Here is a 19,477-nt window from a genome sequence, read left to right on the forward strand (position 1 = left end):
CCTGCCAGCGTTTCTCCTTCCACGCCTAGGGCGGTGCCTGTCGCTCCGTGAGCTGCCGCATCGTACACGCCGGTGTAACCCGTGACGGTGATGTCCGCATCCGCTTTGGTTATTTCAAAAGCCAATGGCACCGATACCGCCCCGTTATAATTCGCATCTGAGGCCAATGTTGCAGTCACTTCATAATTTCCTGCATTGGTAGGTTTAGTGGCGCTTGCAGGATAAGAAGTTCCTGAAACGCCCACATAACTAAAAGTCACCGCTCCGGTAGATCCTGACTTGGTCACCGCATCAGGTCCCTGTGGATTGCCATTATAGGTAAACGGTCCCGCTGAATTTACACTAATAGATGAATTTGCTTTATCAACTGTCAAAGTACCAGTAGCAGTTGCTGGAGTTCCTCCATCACTCAGTGAAACTGTAAAACTGTACGTTCCTGCAGGGACATTTGAAGCAACATTGAGAGTTAATGTAGCTCCTGGGAATGAATTACCTCCTGTTGAAGTAAATGTCGCGGAAGGTGTAAAGCCTCCAGATGTAACACCTGTCGGCAAATCAGAAACACTATAAGTCCCATTTACCGTACCATTACTACCTCTTACTGAAGATATGGCATAAGTAGGTGCACTTGCAGTACCATAAACGGATATGCCTGATTGAGCACCAACTGAAACAGTTCCTACAGAACCTGCACTACCAGTTACATCAAAAGAATTGCTAGTGCCCGAAACACCACTTTTAGTGGCGGTAATTGTTGCTCCTAAAAATGCAGGATTTATTGTTACACTATGTGAGGCTAAAATCCCATTGGAAAAATTTGACGTATTACCTGATCCAGAAGTAAGTGTCGCATTAGAGGAAATTGCAACATTATTTCCTCCTCCACTAAATCCAGTAACAGTGTGATTAAATTGATCTCTTGCCGTTACCTTTACACTAAAGGCAGTACCTGCAATTTGGTTAGGAATATTTCCACCTACAGATGATTCCACAAGGAAATTACTTACAGCACCTGCAACCTGATTTAAAGAGACTATATTCTGGGGCGAGCTTAAATTCTCTAGTGTCCCTGTGAAACTTAGTACTATTGAGCCACTATTTGGCAATAAGTTACCATTAGTAGACCTAATCTCTACTCCACTAATAGTAATTTGGTCATTTGTATTTGATACGGAAGTACCAGAACTAGTAACCGAAACCGAAATGGTTATTGTAGAAGCAGTTGAGCTTAGGACTGAAACAGAAGCAATATCCCGAGTTCCAGAATTTGGCGTATAAGAAACTCCTACACCAGAAGTTTTGAATTCCCATCCACTAGGTGCCGATAAAACAATTTGACTAAAACTAGTAGTAAAATCATTTTTCCCTTGAGTACCATTCGCTTCTCGTACAATAACATTCCCAATGGCTGTAAATGCTGGTGAAGCCGCATTAGCAGCTTTATCTACCGATACGTCCATTGAAATTGGAACACTAGCATTTCCATTTACGACAAGTGAAGCATCATCCGTAAACTCCGTCACTGCCGTTCTCCCAGAGCTTTCACCTGTAGCCGTCAGTACAAAATGAACTCCTAGGTGATTTTCCTTAATCAAAAATCCATCATATCGGATATTGCCATTCGCGTCTGCAATGGCAAAATTATCATGGGAATTGGAACAGGTTTCGGGTTTGGGGGTTTCTTCGAAATGAAAATCCACCCGTTCTCCGGGTTCCCAACCTGTACCTGTGATAATTACATATTCACCCGGAGCATAATCATCCTTATCCGTGGTGACCGTGGCTTGCCCCAGAGCTACGCTCCATCCTCCTATTAGCAGAAGAAGCGTTCCAAAGAACAGGGACTGAATCGATTTGAGTAAAAGCTTTCCCATATAAATGGCATTTTTGGTTTGGTGATAAATGCCCCATTGCCTATTACACCGCCTATTTCTCTAAAAATCAAGGCCAAAGGGATTCAAAAGTTAGAAAAAGAATTCAAATAAAAAATAGGCCTTATGTATTTTTTATACTTTTTTCTGCTTTTTAAACCATGTTTTATGTTTTTTACACGAGCGGCAACCCAAAAACCTATTTCATAACGAACCAGAAACCGCTTTTTTTGACCCTAACACCCTAATCGTTTTATTATCAATAGATTGGATCAAAAATATTTCTTTACCTTAGAAGAATGCACCGAATTTTAGGTTTCTCGCTTCTACTTTTCCTTTTCCTAGGGTCCTTTAGCTTTGCTCAAGTGGACCAAAAATTTCTAATGCAGTCCACTCAATCCTATCTCAATGCCACCCAAGCCAAGGATTGGAAGTCAGTCTTGGAGATGATGAATCCTAAAATTTTCAACTATGCCCCCAAAGCCATGTTGGAACAGATGTACAAACAGATGGAAAATGATTCAGGCATGAGGTTCAACTATTCCGAAATTGAAATTCTTCGAATTAAAACTGAATTTATCCTAGCTGACACCAGCTATATCCCCGTGGATTATTCCATGACGATCCAAGTCCATGTCAATCCAAAACTTTACAAAAACCCTGATGACATCAGATTACTGCACCAAGGTTTTGAAAAAACCTATGCTGGCCAGGAAGTGGTTTTTGATCCAGTGAATTCCAGATTTTCCATTGATCTAAAAAATACATTGATCGCCTCCTCCGCCCAAAACTCACAGCTTTGGTACTTCAGTGAATACAAAGCCAATGATCCACTTTTGAGCTATATTTTGCCTATTGAAGTCATGAATCGGCTTTTGGCAGGCTGGAATTAAATTAAATTTTTCTTTCATTATTTCCGAAAAATCGAAAAATTGGGGATTAACCAAAATGTATAATCACCATGTTAGATCAGTTATTAAGTATGGCCGATGGGCCTTTGAAAGATATTTTGTCAAGTTCAGGTTTGGATGAAGGACCGAATACCACCTCAGCGATCAAAGAATCTTTGACCTCCGTTTTGCAGCAAAAAGCCCAATCCGGCGATTTTTCAGCCATTAAAGAAATGTTTTCAGGAGCAGACACTCCCTCTTCCAGCTCGGCAATTTCATCCCTTGCCGGGGATCTTTCCGGAGGATTGATGGAACGACTGGGAATTTCTAAGGAAAAGGCCATGTCAATTGGCATTGCCGTTTTGCCGATGTTGATGAATTTGTTTAACAAAAAAGTAAACGATGCTCCGATGAGCAACAGCAGCATCGGGGACACCATCGGGGATCTTCTTAGTGGTAAAGGTTCCAGTTCTGCCACCGACCTACTGGGGAGTCTGATGGGAGGAAATGGAGGCTCGGGCCTCGGTGGATTGATGGATTTAGGAAAAGGACTTTTTAAATAAAGAAACCATTCTTCCCAAGATAATAGCCGGTATATTCCGGCTTTTTCTATGGGCAATACTTTGCCTTTAGTATCTTTCAAATCAAAATTTGAACCCAACCCAAGCCAAAACATTTTCATGTCTTACCTAGATCATATTTCCTCTCCCACACTTTTAATTGACGAAAAAATCACCCGGGCCAACATTAAGCGAATGGCGGAAAAGGCCAAGAAGCACGGAAAGGAATTGGTTCCTCATTGGAAAACAGCTCAATCCCATGAAATCGGAAATTGGGCCAAAGAATATGGCATCAAACAAATCACTGTCTCTTCCATCAAAATGGCCGCCTATCTGTGTGGACAGGGTTGGGAAAATATACACATTGCCTTTCCTTTCAATATCCGGGAAACGTCCAAACTGAATGAGCTGGCCAAAGACCAATCTCTATCCGTTCAAATCGTCAATCCTGTAACGGCGAAAACTTTGGCATCCAAACTGACAAATCCGGTCGGCTTCTTTATTGAAATCGACGCGGGCTATGGTCGAACTGGGGTCAATGTTTCGGATTTTGGCACTATTGAGGAAATCATGCGGATTTCCAAGACTTCCGATAAGCTGACTTTCAAAGGCTTTTACCTTCATCCTGGTCATACTTATTACATGCCCAACAAGGATGAAATCTATGACCAAAGCCGAAAAGCCCTTCAAATGCTGAAGCTGAAATACCAAACTGAATTCCCCAAGCTAGCAACCCGCATCGGAGATACGCCCGGCTGTGCTGTCATGGATGAATTCGGAGATGTGGATCAATTAGGGCCGGGTAACTTCGTTTTTTTTGATCTGATGCAGGCTGAATTAGGAAGCTGCTCCAAAGAGGATATTGCTGTCTGTTTGGCTGTCCCGGTTGTAGATATCCAAAAAGAACGAAAGGAGATATTGGTACATGGCGGTGGAGTACATCTGGCCAAGGATGTTTTGGTGGATGCTCAGGGAAATAAAAATTTTGGAGAGGTGGTAGCTCTCCATGAAAACGGCTGGTCGATTTTACCCGAACGCTCGTATTTGAAAAGCATTTCCCAAGAACACGGAGTGATCAAAGCTTCTGATTCGCTTATTAATTCTGTTCAAATCGGGGATCTTTTGGGGATTCTTCCCATTCACTCCTGCATGACCGCGGATTGTATGGGAGCTTACCTGAGCTTGGATGGAAAATGGATTGATCATGCTGAGGGGAAATGACCTTTGGTGAAGGCAGAGGGCTTTCGAAAATATTGATCTGCCCTTCTTGTTTTCCTTTTGCAATTCCTACAACTTAAGCCTTGAAAACCCTTCAAGGCTTTTTTTACCCAAATATGAAAAAACTACCCTTCCTCCTGCTTTCGCTTCTGGCTATTGCCTGCTCCAAACCAAAAGAACAATTTGAACTTTGGCTAACAGATCCTAAAGCAGGAATCCTTTTCCAAAAGGTTCTGGATTATGATATTTCAGAATCCCCAACTCAAAGCATCCTAGTCGATCCCGAAACCTCCTTTCAATCTATCGATGGATTTGGTTACACTTTGAGTCAGGGATCTGCCAAGCATTTATTATCCATGGAAGATTCTGCCAGAAGTTCTATCCTGGAAGAGCTTTTCGGAAAAAAGGGAAATGCCATCGGTGTGTCCTATCTGAGGCTTTCAGTTGCCGCCTCTGACTTGAATGAATTCCCATTTTCGTACAATGATCTGGAAGATTCTCTGGCTACAGATCCAGAGTTGGAACATTTTAGTCTGAGTTACGACACCTTGGATGTCATCCCGGTCTTGAAGGAAATTTTAAAGATTAATCCAGATCTTCAGTTGATGGCTTCCCCATGGTCTCCTCCGGCTTGGATGAAAGACAATAAGGATACTCGGGGAGGATCACTTCTGGAGGAGTTTGAGCCTGCCTATGCAAAGTATTTGGTCAAGTATATTCAGGCGATGCAAAAGGAAGGAATCAGGATTCATGCATTGACTATTCAAAATGAGCCTTTACATCCCGGCAACAATCCTTCCCTACTTATGCTTCCTGAGCAACAGGCTCGTTTTATCGGGCAGCATTTAGGCCCAGCATTTCAGGAAGCTGGAATATCCACCAAAATCATTGTTTACGACCACAATGCAGACAGACCGGATTATCCGATTGCGGTCTTGAGCGATTCTTTGGCCAATCCATTTATCGATGGATCAGCTTTCCATTTATATGGAGGGAAAATCGAAGCCTTAAGCGATGTGCATCAGGCCTTTCCGGATAAAAACATCTACTTCACCGAACAGTGGGTAGGAGCTCCGGGAGACCTAGCTGGAGATTTGGCTTGGCATACTAAAAACCTGATTATCGGAGGAACTCGAAATTGGGCCAGAACCGTCTTGGAATGGAACCTAAGCTCTAACCCTAGCCTTACCCCACATACCGATCGCGGAGGTTGCGATAGATGTTTGGGAGCGATTACCATTGACGGAAATGAGGTGACCAGAAATTCAGCTTATTACATTATTGCCCAAGCCAGCAAGTTTGTGGAGCCCGGTTCGGTGAGAATTGATTCCAATGAACTGGATGGCTTATCCCATGTGGCCTTTCAAAGACCTGACCGGAAAAAAGTGTTGATCGTCTTGAATGACTCCAAGGAAAAACAAGTCTTTGAGATCAAGGAAAAGGAGAAAGTAATTTTGGCTGAATTGAATCCCGGTGCTGTGGGAACTTGGGTTTGGTAAAGAATTTAAGATTTACGAGGCTGAATAATCTATTATTGTGCTGTTCAGGATTAAGCTTTTTGGCAATCCTTATCCGACAACCCATACCCCTCTTTAGCCATAGGTCACCCGACAACCGAAAACAGACAACCGAAAACAGACAACCGACATCAGCCACCTTCTTCAACCTATTTTCGGTTCCTAAATATTACAACCCCAGAAATTCAAAAATCCAGCTTGGGTTCAAGCCAAAGCATTCCTAAACTCAATAACATCCCTGCAAGCCAGATCCACGGAGAAATGGTTTGCTGGGATTCTTTTTGGGGGGAATTGAGAGAAGAAGTAGCGTCCTCCATCTCCCGGACATACTCCGAACTGAAAAGGGTTGGAAATTCATCGGCCGAATACGCATAAATATCCAAATCATACCCCACTTGAATCCATCCAGAGTCTTTGAAAGGAATCTTTCCTTTTGCTAAAAAAAGATTCACTGGATTTGAATTCAGAAAAAGGGTATCGCCAAGTAAGATCAATTCTGAAGGCAAACTGTCTTGTTGATATAATTCCAATTCTTGACCTATTTCTGCCAAAACAGGAGCTTCAAATCTCCAGCTTTTCTCTTCTTCTGGTTCCAATTGACTGATTACTTCACTCCAGAGTTTTTCATAGGCCAATTCATTTCCCTGAAGAAAAAGCGGAAAGGAAGTTTCTACCAAGGCGATCGCAATGGGATTACCAAAAGGGAACTGAATTGCCCAGGAATCCTGGAGCAGTATTTTTTGAGCAGGTTTTTCGAGAAAAGAATAAGGCAAAGCCTCTGCACCATTTTCCAAAACCCTGCTGCTTTCTTGGCTGGTTTTCTCCAGTTCGAAATCAGTCCCATAAAGACGATTGACCAACTGAATTGTCTCAGGGGCATTGGACAAATTCCAAACGACCAAGGCTACCTCGGAATTTTTCACCAGATTCTGAACATCTTTTCTTCCCAATTGTCCTGCTTCTAAAAAAATCACCTGAAGTGAATCCGAGGACTCGGCACTTTGAAGTTGGGTGTCACGGGAAACTTGGATTTCCTCTGTCACCTTTTCCCCCTTATTCTTAAGCCATTGACTTAGATTTCTCAATTCCGGATTCGGAAATCCAGAAATGAAATGATATTTCTTGGGTTTTGACGGACCCACGTAAAACCGCAACCAAGCCAGGGTATCAGAATCCATGATCAATGGAAATTCTATTCTTCCTAAGCCAGCCACTTGAAATTCCATTTTTCCGGTATTCCAGCCTTGTGATAGGGTAGTTTCGGTTTCGTCAATTCCTTCAATTGCTAGGCTTTTTTGAGAACTTTCAGAAAACACTTTATAGCTTAATCGCTGCATTTCTCCTTTTCTGAGAAATCCTTTCCAAGAAACCTCCGAAAGCATTCCATTCCTTTCGGGCAAAATCCAGGTGAATTCCGTCCCTTTTAATGGATATAACTCCTCCCTTTCAAATTGATCACCCAGTAGATAAACCTTTTCTGAACCTTGGTCAAAGTCTTTTAGGGCAACCGCTTTTCGAAGTTGAAGGCTATCCTTCCAGAAGTTCAGTTCGTCTCTCTCCACTCCGCTTCCATACACCAATATTCCCTCCTCCGTCCCAGTGCTAGAGCGTGCAGGCCTTAACACGGCCATGGAAAATGCCAATAAAAACAAGAGGGAAAGGATAATCCGAACGGCAATTCTTTTGAAAGACTTCCCTCTTTTCCATTGGAAGAAAATAGGAAATCCAGCAGCCAAAGTCAGCAAGAATAAGATCCCGGTAAAAAAGGGCCAAGAGACTAAAGGTTGGAAGAATAGGTTCATCTCAGATTTTTCCGGAATGCATTAATGAGCGCTTCATTTCCCAAATAGGAAGCTGAAGGGTTTTTATAATTTTTGGCCAAAGGGTAAAGCTTCTCTCTTAGGTAATTTTTCCCTTTTGAGTCAAGTTTTCCAGCTTCCCACTGCTGCAAATAAAGCAGTAAGTTCCAGTCATCCAGTTGGGTATTTTGCATGCGCTGAGTCCAAAGCTCAGCCAATTTTCGAAGGTTGGACTTTTCTTCGGTACCTAGACTTGTTTGATTCAGGTATCCCAAAGCTTTGGAGGCTAATGGCTGTATTTGCTGGTCCAAAACGACCCTATCCTTCACGATTTGCTTTTCCAGATCCTCCAGTTTTCCGCTGAGTCGTTTTTCTTCCTCCTTAATTGGAGGTGGATCGTATCCGGTTCGCTTGATATAGACTCTGGATTTTTGCTGGACAGTCTTAAGCATTTCCAAGGCCTTGTATTGGAAAGGAAGAGACTTCTCTGGTTCGAACAGCCTCAAATAAAGTTCTGCCTGCCACATTTGTTCCAAGGCAGCTTTCAATGCACCTCGGGTCGATTGCTCGAAATAGGTGTTTTCCTCGGCCGAATCATGCCCGTGAATATACTCCATCAGCAAGCTTTCGATTCCTCCACCACCCTGAGAAGATGGACTTTCCTCTGCATGCGTATGAGCCGGTTCTGCTGGCTTAAAGTCCGGATCATGCTCACCCTCCTGATCATGTAAGTGCATGTAGCCTCTCAATAAATCCCCATCTTCTGCTTCCTCAATGGATCCTCCGGCTTCTGATTCAAACTCTTCTCCTAGATACTGTCCATAGCGAAGTCTGAGCAGCTTTTGGTCATAGCCAATTTCATTGGAAGTAAAATTGAAGTCCTTGGTGGACTTTTTGGATTTCTCTGCCAAAAGCTTTTCAGTGTCAATGATAATCTGCCGCTGACTTCGGAAGTATTCCGGCAAAACCTGAATGGCCATTCCCTCCATCGCAGCTCCATTGTCTTCTTTTTCATCAAAATACTTGATGAAATAGGTGTCTGTTCTGGAAAAGTTGGGATCCGGACTTTTGTTGTCCATCGCGGCCCAATAGTAATACAATTCGTCTCCCGGCTGAAATTCCATGGCTGATACATCTAGGGTAAATCGGGAGGTTTTGGAAGTAAATGCTTGATTTTCGACAGGAAACCGGGTTTCTCTGAATTTTACATTTTCCCCTTTTCCCCGGGCTAAAGTAGCTACTAAGACCACTTCCTGAACTTTGAAGTCATCTTTGATCTGTGCCTGAAGCTGGATCTTTGGGTTATTTCCCGGAAAAAAGAACCGGTACGTTTCCTTTTCTTCCGGAAGGATTTCCGGGCTTTTGTCCTCGATGGATTCCAAGGTGTAAAAATCAGATTGATAAACCTTGAGACTATCTCGCTGTGCCAAAATAGAATAGACTCCTGAACTCAATAATTCCTCTTTTAACTGAAAGCTTGAACCTGTATTGGTAAACCTCAGCTTTTCCCCTGCGGAATTCACCAAAAAGACTTCTAAGTCTTCATTTGCTCTAAAATCCAGATCCCAAGTCAACAAAGAACCACGTATAGCTTTGATTTCTAGGTCTTCTTGAGTGGAAATAGGAATTCCAGTATAGGAAGGGGATTGAATCTGTACTTTGGATTTTTGAAGTAAAACCACCTCTTCATCAGCCTGAAGACCAAGTTCAGCCAATTCTACTTGATTTTTTGAATTAGGTTCAGTTCCACCATAGTTAAATTGATCAATTGCCAAAAAAGAGGCATATACCAAAGCTAAACCGAGAAGAAAGGGCCAAAGACCAGAATAAAAGACCCAAATCTTTGGTGGAATTTGTTTGGAAATTCTATCTGATTGGAGCTTCTCCGCCAGGCTCAGACTAGGCTTTTCCAAAAGCTCCAAGCTGAATTCCAGGTTACCGGCTTTTTGATGGATTAATTGCAGGGCTTCTTTCCTTTGAGATTTCAGGCCTCCAAACAACCAAAGAAAAGCACCTGCTCCTATTCCAATTATCCCCAATCTTATCCCCTCATGAATCCCAACCAGGGTCGCCAAAACTCCAAGAATCAGGGCCAACAAAAACCCTTTCAACCACTTGTTGATTGCAAGCTGAGTTTCTATGGATTTAATATGTCGGGCTAATGTTTTCACTGGTTTGATCGAAAAGCTAGAAACCGCTCTAATCCGAATAGAGCCAGAATTAATAGAAGAATTATTTCAGAGGAATTTGAAATCTTAGCGACTTTACTCTCAGGAATTCTATGAAATTTTTGGGCAATTTGTGCTTGGGAAAGCTTTCGGGAATCGGGATCAATCCCGAAGTGAGGCAATACTTTTTTCAGTATCAATTCCGGAAGAACTCCCTTCTGTACTACTTCCTCCCACGGCTGTTGCACGGGGTTGGAAAGTGCATGTTTTCCCAAGGACTCCGTACGTAAAACCAATTGATTTTCTGAGCTTTCTATATCTTGACCTGAAGTAAAAATAATCTTAGCATCAGGCAAATTACTTTCAGAAAACTGAAGTCCATAAACCTCTGTAATCGCTTCAAGACTGGCCTTTAAAATCTCTTTTTTTCCCACCTCCACATTTTCCAAATTGACCGATATCGGAGAAATCAAGGCCACTTGGCGATAAGCATTTTGCTCCTTTGTTTCTAAAAATCCTTCTGTATTAATCCCAAGAAATCTACCCGAATCCAATTGAATCGAGAATCCTGAATGCTTTGGCTTGACAGTCTGAGAAAGGTGGAAAATTGGTTCAGAATTGATCCAGTAACTCGACTGAGAAAATTCATCAGAAAGCCCTTTCATATACAAATGAACAGCATCGCTATACGCCATCAATTCATCCAAATAGGATTGAAGCCCATTGGGATCAAAACCTTCCAATCCCTTCGCTTCAAGGTCGAATAAGGGTAAACCTTCGGACAGCCATACGACTCTTTCCCCCCTTTCCTGGGCTTGATTTAGCTCAAAGCGAAATTCGGCTGCAACTTTCTCATCCGGAGCTACTCCATGGACAATTGCTTTTTCCTCAGACGTAAGAAATCCCTTCCACCAAATTCCCACCAACAGGAGAATTAGCGCAATCCAAAGTAAAATCCGAACCAGCAACAATAGTCTGTGATCAAGCTTTAAAGAACGAGAGGATTGGGATTCCTGTGGATTAAGCCAAGCAGTGGCAGCCCAAGAAATTACCTTTCCTTTCCTCCCACTCCAGAGATGAATTAAAATGGGAACAGAAATTCCCAAAAGCCCCCAAAAGAACACAGGAGTCACCCAAGTCATATTCCAAAGCGTTTTTGATTTAGAATATTGCGAGCCATCTCTGCCAAAGGCGTTTTCAGGGATCCTCGGATTAGGTGAGTTTGGGAGCTGAGAAACTCCTGATCCAATTGCTTCAAATACGCCTGAAACCTTCGATTATACTCAGCTTTGACGGATTTTGAATCCTGAATAAACTCTTTACCGGTCTCCAGATCCTGAAACACAAAATTTCCATCCATCTGGAAATCCAATTCCTGCTCTCCCAGAATTTGAACCAAAATGAGCTCTTTTCTTGGATGCTGAAACTCTTTGACAAGCTGTGCCCATTCGGAGTCCTGCTGCAAAAAATCCGACACCCAAATCACCAATTCCCGATTTCTTCCCTGAACAAAGCCTTCAGGGATCGAATTTAATGGCCAAGAACCTTCCGCTTTTTCCTTTTCCAGGGAAAAAAGTATCCTTTGGAAGCTTTTGGGACTGGGCCCTACTTTTTGTTCAATTTTCCCTTGGGAAAGCGTGAAATAACTGAGGGAGTCGCCTTGAAGAAAGGCCAAATACGCCAAACTAGCGAGAAGATTTTTGGCATATTCCAGACGGGAAACTCCTTCTTCAGTATAATTCATGGAGCCTGAAAGATCCAGCATCAATCGGATATGCAAGTGGCTTTCCGTGGTAGATTCTTTGATCATGTATTTCCCTGAACGGGAAAAATACTTCCAATCAATCCGGTTGGGATCATCACCCGGACGATAATGCCGGTATTGCTCAAACTCACTCCCCACTCCCACTCGGATGCCGGAATGAATTCCCTGTCTCAACTGCTCAGAGATTAGTCTGGCAGAGAGTTTTAGGTCTTTGAGCTTGATGATCTCCAGATTACTTGGCATGAATCGGGGTCTGAGCTAAGATTTTACCAATGATATAATCAGCGTCCAATTGCTCTGCTTCAGCTCGGAAATGCAGAGAAATCCTATGCCTCAACACTGGGAAGATCAAGTGCTCAATATCTTCGGGAATCACCGAAAATCGGCCTTTTACGATAGCTCTGGCTTTGGCACAAAGCACTAAAGCCTGGCCTGCACGAGTTCCTGCCCCCCATTCCACATAGTTTTTCACTTCCGGAACTGTGGTATTTTCCAATCGGGTGGCGCGTATAAGCCTTGTGATGTAATTCAAAAGGGAAGAATCCAAATGAACCTCACGGGTTAACTTCTGAAGCTCTTTGATTTCATCAGAGTTCAGAACCTTTTCAGGTTGAACTTTATAAGTTCCGGTAGTTCTCTGTAGGACTTCCAGCTCCTCGGTTTCAGTCGGATAGCCCAATTTGATATACAATAAAAAGCGATCTAATTGAGCTTCTGGGAGAGGATAGGTGCCGCTTTGCTCAATGGGATTTTGGGTGGCAATGATCAAAAAAGGATCCGGCAAGGCATAATTCTTCCCAGCATAGGTGACCACTTTCTCCTGCATGGCTTCCAAAAGAGCAGCTTGAGTTTTAGGTGGAGTCCGGTTGATCTCATCCGCCAAAACCATATTGGCAAAAATGGGGCCCGGGGTAAACTGAAAGAACTTTTTGCCGGTGCTGTGGTCTTCTTCCAAGATTTCTGTACCCAAGATATCCCCCGGCATCAAATCCGGAGTAAACTGAATTCGCTTAAAGCTCATCTCCATGACTTCAGAGATGGTTTTGACCATCAGAGTTTTTGCCAAACCAGGCACCCCTTCCAAAAGACAATGTCCTCCCGCCAAAAGGGTGATGATCACCTCATCCAAGACTTCTTCCTGGCCTACAATGACTTTGGCAATTTCCTTTTTCAGCTGGGGAATTTTATCCACCAGAGCTTGATAGTGTAGTAGTTCTGTTTCCAAGGTTGGTTTAGGTTAAAGCATATACCACGATGTTCACACCGAACCGGGTATTGTCAATTTTGAGAAAGCGTTTGTTTCTGAAGTCGTAGTCCCATTCACAGCCATAATCCTTATTGCTGTACAGCACTCCGATTTTTCCATTGATTTCTATGGCTTTCAGGTAATCGTGAACCAGGTCATCTCCCCATCCATTCAATTCAAAAGATGTGGCCGGAGGGCCGTCCTCAAACTCGAAGAAGCAACGGTAAATAAAGTGGTCATTGGGGATTTTCTTCAAGGCAGTAGAGCCGAAGGTTCTGGCCATTTCCTCCTCGAAAGATTTGGCAAATAGCCCATCAATGTCATGGTTGCAATCGTCCACAAAGACAAATCCCCCCTGCTCCACATAAGTTTTGAAATTCTTTCTTTCTACCTGAGAAAACTCCACCAGTTTATGCCCACTGAGGTAGCAAAAGGGGCTTTTGAAGATCTCCTCGCTACTTAATTCTATGACACGCTCCTTTTCATCCACTGGAATCGTGGTGTATTCCACCAAGCTATTCAGCAAATTGGACGGCATACGCTGATCCGTATCCCAATTGCCGGAATTGTATTTGATTCGAGTGAAAAAGAAGTTTCCAGTTGGTAGTTTCCAGTTAGCAGTCACTTTGATTTAATTACTGTGAGCAGTAAGCAGTAAGTGGTAAAAAGTAAGTAGTTCTAAATTACTACTCACCACTTACCACTTACTTTTTACAGATATGGACAGACTATCAAATTAAACGGCGTCCGACAATGAAGTAAAGGTAAAGTCTCTGATTTTCATCGGAGGAATCATGTTACCGCCAGTTCGCTCAGGCTTTCCTAAAGCTTCAATGTTGTTTAACATGATAATCGGGCTTTCATTGAAACGGAAGTTTTTCACCGGAAATTTAATCTGTCCGTTTTCGATATAGAAGGTACCATCACGGGTCAGACCGGTGTAGAGCAAAGTCTGGGGATCCACGGCTCTGATGTACCAGAATCGGGTCACCAAAATCCCTCTTTCAGTATTTCTGATCATGTCCAAAAGCGATTGATCACCGCCTTCGAAAATTACTCCCTGAGGCCTAGGAACAGGCTTTACACCCTGTTTTTCTGCCCAATATCGAGAGTAAAACAGGTTTTTGGCCACTCCGTTTTCTACCCAGGTAGTCTTTTCCAAGGGAAGTCCATCCCCAGACCATGGAGAGGCTGGAATATCCGGATGATTGGGGTCAGAATATATGTTTACTCTTTCGTCAAAAAGCTTTTCGCCCAATTTTGTTCCTCCACCCTTCTTGCTCATAAAGCTCCGGCCTTCATCTGCACTACGGGCATCTAATCCGAAAGTCAAAAGTCGAAGCAAATCATTGGCCGCCATCGGTTCAAGGATCACGGTATATTTTCCCGGTTCGATCGCCTGTGCATTGGTAGATGCCATTGCTTTTTGGGCAGCGATTTTGGTCACTTCCCCTGCCTTCAGCAGACTGGCATCGTTGAAATCCCGACCTGCATAGCCTGAACCTGTTCCATCTGCAGTTCTTACCGTAACAGTAAAATCCACTCCAGTACGCTGGTTGTAGCCAAAAAGGCCTTTGCTGTTTCCTTGAGCAACAAATCCGGAGAAATCCTCTAAATATCCCGCAGCGGTCAGGTTGTTTTCCACGCAAGGGGCAATGCTGTCAATTGCCAATTGAGCCCGATAATCCGGATTGATGTTATGAGTTGCCGATGAGAAAGTTTTGGCAGGACCATAGGATTGCGGTCCTAACATGGGCATGTATTCCGGATTTTCAGGTGCCAATTTGGCGATCTCCTCTGCTCTGGCTACGGCTTTTTTCAGGGATTCATCATCCAGCTCATTGATGCTGGTTGATCCTGATTTCTTTCCGTAAACGGAAGTGATGCTGAGGCTAATTTCGTTGGTTTCCCCGCTCGTATTCACTGTATTCCTTGCATAGCGAATGTTTCCGGTACGTCCTCCACTTAGAGTTACTTCGGTTTCATCAGCTTTAGCATAGGACAAAACTTTATCGATTATTGCTTTTGCTTCTGCTTGTGTAAGTATAGCCATGGTGTTGATGTTGATTTAGATGGATCTACCGGTGTTAATTACATTGACTCCGTCAAAACGGGTGGTTGCACTGCCGTGAGATACTGCAGAAACCTGCGAAGGCTGACCTTTTCCGTCAAAGAAAGATCCGAAAAGACGGTAATCATCTTTATCACAAATCGCAGAACAGCTATTCCAGAATTCCTGAGTATTGGACTGGTAAGCTACATCCTCAAGCATTCCGGCTATTTCCCCGTTTTTGATTTCGTAAAACAACTGGCCTCCAAACTGGAAATTGTACCGTTGCTGGTCAATTGAATAAGAACCACGACCGAGGATATAAATCCCCTTTTCGATGTTTTTGATCATGTCATGTGGGCTCATTTTCTCAGTGCCAGGCTTTAAAGAAACGTTTGGCATTCTCTGGAACTGAACCGAACTCCAGTTGTCTGCAAAGCAACAACCGTGAGATTCTTTTTCCCCGATGATTTTGGCCTGATCGCGGATAGCCTGGTAGTTTACCAATACGCCGTTCTTGATCAGATCCCATTCTTTGGCTTTCACACCTTCGTCATCCCAGCCTACATTGCCCAAGGAATTTGGCTGAACCTTGTCCGCAACGATATTTACTTTATCTGAACCGTACTTGAAAGACTTAGTCTCCCACTTGTCCAAAGTTGCAAAGCTGGTTCCGGCATAATTCGCCTCATAACCTAATACTCTGTCCAATTCGAGCGGGTGTCCTACTGATTCGTGGATGGTCAATCCCAAATGATCTGGGTCAAGCATCAAATCGTACTTGCCTGGCAAAACTGACTTTGCGGTCAGTTTTTCTTTGGCATGCTTGGCGGCTCCAATGGCATCTTCGACCATATCATAGCTATTTCGATAGCTGTTGAAACCGGCCGGATTCATGAATTTTTCGGAAGCCAATCCGTCCAGATACTCGTAGCCCATGCCCATCGGTGCAGAAAGTGCCTGTCGGGAACGGAACAATCCTTCTTGACGATTGACAGCAGTCACGGTAAAGTTTGGCCAGATTCTATGGATATCCTGATCGATGTACGAACCATCCGTTGAAGCAAAGTATTTCTGCTCGTTGACCATGAAAAGCGCCGAATTGACAAAAGCAGCGCCATTGTCCAAAGCCGCATTATTCACGGAAAGCAAAAGATCAATTTTGTCTTTTACCGGAATCTCCATGGCATTTTTTTGAATCGGAGTTTTCCAGCTCACTTCTCCGAAGGATTGTACCGGAGCAAGTTCTACCGGTTCTTTCTGAAGTTTGGAATTCGCTTTGGCAATCGCCACAGCTGTTTCTGCGCATTTCTTAATGCCATCCGGAGTTACATCTGAGGTGGCCGAAAAGCCCCAGGTTCCATTGGCAATCACTCGGATGCCCACGCCGAAAGATTCGGCATTGGTGATTCCCTGAACGTTTTTCTCTCGGGTAAACAGAAATTGCTGAAGGTATCTTCCGATTCTGACATCTGTGTAGGTTGCACCCAGGGATTTGGTGGTGTTTAGGGCAACATCCGCAAGGATTTTTTTAGCGGCAGGATCCATTCCAGGAGTCATCAGGTACTCAGCAGCTACAGGCTTGCTGTATGCTGCCAAACTTGGAATCATCATTGCCCCCAAACCAAGCCCTGAAAGATGGATAAAGTCTCTTCTTTTCAAAGTATCGCTTGTTTAATGGTTAGGTAAAGTTCTCTTTCCTTAAAAGTAACCCTAATCTGAACTGATTTCAACCGGAATCTTACAATTGCGGTAGATTGGGATTATTGGAGGAAAAAAAGCCCCGTAAAAATGTAAATAATCCCTGTCCCGCTTTATTAATCGGGGATTACAGCATCCATCATGGGAATTTTAAATTGATCCAGTTTTTTCAAATAGAGTCTCTCTGAGCTTTCTGGGCGGCTTTCTCCTGCTTTTTGAAATACCTTCTAAACAAGAAATTGGATCTCAAGGCCTGCATATTCTCATTGAAACTCTGAGTGCTCGCTTCCAGATTGATCAAAGTTTCCATCAATACAGATCTGAAAACAGAATCTGTTAGCACCATCCCCGCGGCACCATCTCCCTGCTGAATTTCCTGAAGCATCAGCTTTAATTCACTCATGACCAATTTAGCTTCTTCAGTGGAATGATCCAGTTGACTTAGGGTATGCTGAAAACTGCTGACCATTGAGGTGTCAGAGATCAAGGAAGAGGCAAGGCCATCACCTTCTTTGATTTCCAAGAGTAGATTCTTCCCTTCTTTTGCCAAAGCAGTTGCGTTATTTCCGGCAATGGTGAAGGAGCGGATTGCAGTTTTGATCTCTCTTCCCAAGGTAGAATCAGAAAGAGTCCTCCAAATGGCTTCACTTTCATTCAATTTCTGGGAAACATCGGCCAAATTACGAAGAGTGGTTTCAAGGTAATTTCCGGATACATCCAATTTGTCCAGCAGTTCTTCTGTACCCACCTGGTCCAAAGGATAAAGTATATCACCTTCTTTGATGGAACTAGTAAACTCTTCCTGGGGATGAAGCTGAATCATCTTGTTTCCCATCAATCCATCAGTATTGATGGTGGTTTTGGAGTTATTGGGAATATATTGTGCCATGGACTTGTGGACCAAAAGCTTGGCTTCAATGGTGGAATCATTCAGCATTTCTATACCTGCGACTGTTCCTACATTCATGCCTTTGAATCTCACATTACTTCCTGGCAAAAGCCCATTTATGTCCTTCACATGAACCAGAACAGTCATGGAGGTACCGAAGATGTTTTGGTTTTTCCCGATCATGTATAGTGAGAAAACCAAGAATATCAGCCCGGCAATCACCATCGCTCCCAGTTTTGCATCTGCTATTTTTCGTTCGTTTTTCATAGTCCTTCAAAGAAATCTTTGACTTTTGGATCTTCATTTTGGAGAAGATTTTCATAGGTGCCTTCCGCATAGTTTTTCCCATCGATAAGCATGATGATTCTGTTTCCTGTCATTCGGATACAGTTCAGATCATGGGAAATGATAATGGCTGCGGTTTTATATTTTTTCTGAATGCTGTTCATCAATTCGCTGATTTCTCGAGCAGTGATGGGATCCAGACCGGTAGTTGGCTCGTCATAAAGAATCACTTTCGGCTTCAGGATTAGAGTTCTGGCCAAAGCAATCCTTTTTCGCATTCCTCCTGAAAGCTCAACGGGCATCATATCGATCGTGTGAGCCAAGCCCACATCCTCTAAGGCCTCCTGGATTGCTGATTCTGCATGATCCTGTCTTTCCTCCTTTGTCCAATGCTTTCTCAAAGGAAAAAGTAGATTCTGGCGAACTGTCATAGAATCATACAAGGCATTGCTTTGAAACAGAAATCCCACCTCTGCTCTCAAATGATCCATCTCATCCTGTTCCAATTCGCTGATATCATGATCCAAAACCATAATTTCGCCTGAGTCTGGATGAATTAGGCGGATGATGCACTTGATCAATACAGATTTTCCTGAACCCGATTTGCCAAGAATCACCAAGTTTTCTGCCTCATAAAGGGAAAGCGAGAAATCTTTCAAGACATGGTTTTCACCAAATGATTTATTCAGATTGCTGACTTGGATGATGGGTTTTTTATCCATTGCTGATTTAAGTTAAACCCAAAATATCCGCCACCTGTACCGCAATAAGGTCAAGGATAAAAACCATCAAAGAGGCCACTATCACGGCTGTGGTAGCAGATTTCCCCACACCCTCGGTTCCCTTTTGGCTGTAATATCCTTTATAACAACCCACAATTCCGATGGCAAAACCAAAGAAAATTGTCTTGATAATTGAGGGAAGAAAATCCCCATAAATCAATGCATTATAGGCTTGATGCCAATACAAGGTCCAACTCACATCGCCTTTCATATTCACCCCCAAAAACCCGCCATAAAGCCCAATGGCGATGGCAAGGCTGGAAAGTACAGGGACCATGACCGTCGCAGCCAATACCCGTGTCACCACGAGATATTTGAAAGGGTTCGTGCCGGATACTTCCATGGCGTCTATCTGCTCAGTCACCCTCATGGAGCCCAGCTCGGCGCCTATGCCAGAACCAATTTTTCCGGCACATATCAGAGCAGTAATCACCGGGGAAATTTCCCGAACCAAGGAAACCGATACCATAGAGGGTAAAAGGGACTCGGCTCCAAACTCCACCAAAGTCGGCCTGGATTGAATCGTCAAAACTAGGCCCATGATGAACGCGGTAATGCCTACCAAGGTCAAAGCCTTAAACCCAATCCAATAGCATTGATTTATAAATTCATCCCATTCTTGCTTAGGCTTGGTCGCTTCACGGAAAAATCTCGCCGTAAATCTGGAGATCTCCCCGACCTCCTTAAAGAATGGATTTTCGATCTTTTTGGCTAGTCCCATACATTTTTATCTTTT

At 43.4% G+C, this 19,477-nt stretch carries 16 protein-coding genes; 4 read left to right on the forward strand and 12 right to left on the reverse strand.

The annotated features are described in order from the left end of the window. Positions 1 to 1,874: MBG domain-containing protein (locus G458_RS0115055; protein WP_026952621.1), on the reverse strand; the 1,874-nt coding region annotated here is incomplete at its 3' end. A 380-nt stretch (positions 1,875 to 2,254) separates the two neighbouring features. On the opposite strand from G458_RS0115055, the gene G458_RS0115060 reads away from it, so the two are divergent. From G458_RS0115060 to G458_RS0115075, 4 genes are all read left to right on the forward strand, one after another. After that, positions 2,255 to 2,764 carry a hypothetical protein gene (locus tag G458_RS0115060; protein WP_157359818.1) on the forward strand — a complete coding sequence of 170 codons (510 nt, stop codon included), beginning with the start codon at positions 2,255 to 2,257 and terminating at the stop codon, positions 2,762 to 2,764. Positions 2,765 to 2,832: 68 nt separating this feature from the next. Continuing rightward, complete coding sequence (locus G458_RS0115065; protein WP_157359820.1) at positions 2,833 to 3,324, forward strand: hypothetical protein; 492 nt, start codon at positions 2,833 to 2,835, stop codon at positions 3,322 to 3,324. A gap of 117 nt (positions 3,325 to 3,441) precedes the next feature. Further along, positions 3,442 to 4,542 (forward strand): alanine racemase, encoded by a 1,101-nt coding sequence (locus tag G458_RS0115070; protein WP_026952624.1) that lies wholly within the window; start codon positions 3,442 to 3,444, stop codon positions 4,540 to 4,542. Positions 4,543 to 4,655: 113 nt separating this feature from the next. Beyond that, positions 4,656 to 6,038, forward strand: coding sequence for a glycoside hydrolase family 30 protein (locus tag G458_RS0115075; RefSeq protein ID WP_035468354.1), 1,383 nt, complete (start codon positions 4,656 to 4,658; stop codon positions 6,036 to 6,038). Between the two features lie 203 nt (positions 6,039 to 6,241). Here the strand turns inward: G458_RS0115075 and G458_RS0115080 are convergent, their stop codons facing one another. The 11 genes from G458_RS0115080 to G458_RS0115130 all read right to left on the reverse strand — a co-directional run bounded on the left by G458_RS0115080 (position 6,242) and on the right by G458_RS0115130 (position 19,462). Further along, positions 6,242 to 7,858: a hypothetical protein gene (locus G458_RS0115080; protein WP_026952626.1), complete on the reverse strand. Its 1,617-nt coding sequence runs from the start codon at positions 7,856 to 7,858 to the stop codon at positions 6,242 to 6,244. Further along, positions 7,855 to 10,026, reverse strand: coding sequence for a hypothetical protein (locus tag G458_RS0115085; RefSeq protein WP_026952627.1), 2,172 nt, complete (start codon positions 10,024 to 10,026; stop codon positions 7,855 to 7,857). Before G458_RS0115085 ends, G458_RS0115080 begins: the two co-directional genes overlap by 4 nt. Continuing rightward, positions 10,023 to 11,165 carry a BatA domain-containing protein gene (locus tag G458_RS0115090; protein WP_026952628.1) on the reverse strand — a complete coding sequence of 381 codons (1,143 nt, stop codon included), beginning with the start codon at positions 11,163 to 11,165 and terminating at the stop codon, positions 10,023 to 10,025. Before G458_RS0115090 ends, G458_RS0115085 begins: the two co-directional genes overlap by 4 nt. Next, entirely contained in the window at positions 11,162 to 12,031 is an 870-nt protein-coding gene (locus tag G458_RS0115095) for a DUF58 domain-containing protein (RefSeq protein ID WP_026952629.1), read from the reverse strand. The genes G458_RS0115090 and G458_RS0115095 overlap by 4 nt, the downstream gene beginning before the upstream one ends. Further along, on the reverse strand, positions 12,021 to 13,013 hold the full coding sequence (locus tag G458_RS0115100) for an AAA family ATPase (RefSeq protein WP_026952630.1): 993 nt from the start codon (positions 13,011 to 13,013) through the stop codon (positions 12,021 to 12,023). The genes G458_RS0115095 and G458_RS0115100 overlap by 11 nt, the downstream gene beginning before the upstream one ends. 7 nt (positions 13,014 to 13,020) lie before the next feature. After that, on the reverse strand, positions 13,021 to 13,659 hold the full coding sequence (locus tag G458_RS0115105; RefSeq protein ID WP_026952631.1) for a DUF4159 domain-containing protein: 639 nt from the start codon (positions 13,657 to 13,659) through the stop codon (positions 13,021 to 13,023). Between the two features lie 111 nt (positions 13,660 to 13,770). After that, positions 13,771 to 15,087 (reverse strand): TldD/PmbA family protein, encoded by a 1,317-nt coding sequence (locus G458_RS0115110; RefSeq protein ID WP_026952632.1) that lies wholly within the window; start codon positions 15,085 to 15,087, stop codon positions 13,771 to 13,773. A gap of 15 nt (positions 15,088 to 15,102) precedes the next feature. Next, complete coding sequence (locus tag G458_RS0115115; protein ID WP_026952633.1) at positions 15,103 to 16,746, reverse strand: TldD/PmbA family protein; 1,644 nt, start codon at positions 16,744 to 16,746, stop codon at positions 15,103 to 15,105. A 208-nt stretch (positions 16,747 to 16,954) separates the two neighbouring features. Further along, positions 16,955 to 17,941 (reverse strand): MlaD family protein, encoded by a 987-nt coding sequence (locus G458_RS0115120; RefSeq protein ID WP_026952634.1) that lies wholly within the window; start codon positions 17,939 to 17,941, stop codon positions 16,955 to 16,957. Further along, complete coding sequence (locus G458_RS0115125) at positions 17,938 to 18,681, reverse strand: ABC transporter ATP-binding protein (RefSeq protein WP_026952635.1); 744 nt, start codon at positions 18,679 to 18,681, stop codon at positions 17,938 to 17,940. Before G458_RS0115125 ends, G458_RS0115120 begins: the two co-directional genes overlap by 4 nt. A gap of 7 nt (positions 18,682 to 18,688) precedes the next feature. Next, the gene (locus G458_RS0115130) at positions 18,689 to 19,462 is read right to left on the reverse strand and encodes an MlaE family ABC transporter permease (protein WP_026952636.1); all 774 of its coding nucleotides are present in this window, start codon (positions 19,460 to 19,462) and stop codon (positions 18,689 to 18,691) included. Positions 19,463 to 19,477 lie beyond the last annotated feature (15 nt).

This window comes from Algoriphagus mannitolivorans DSM 15301, from assembly GCF_000429425.1.
Taxonomy (GTDB): domain Bacteria; phylum Bacteroidota; class Bacteroidia; order Cytophagales; family Cyclobacteriaceae; genus Algoriphagus; species Algoriphagus mannitolivorans.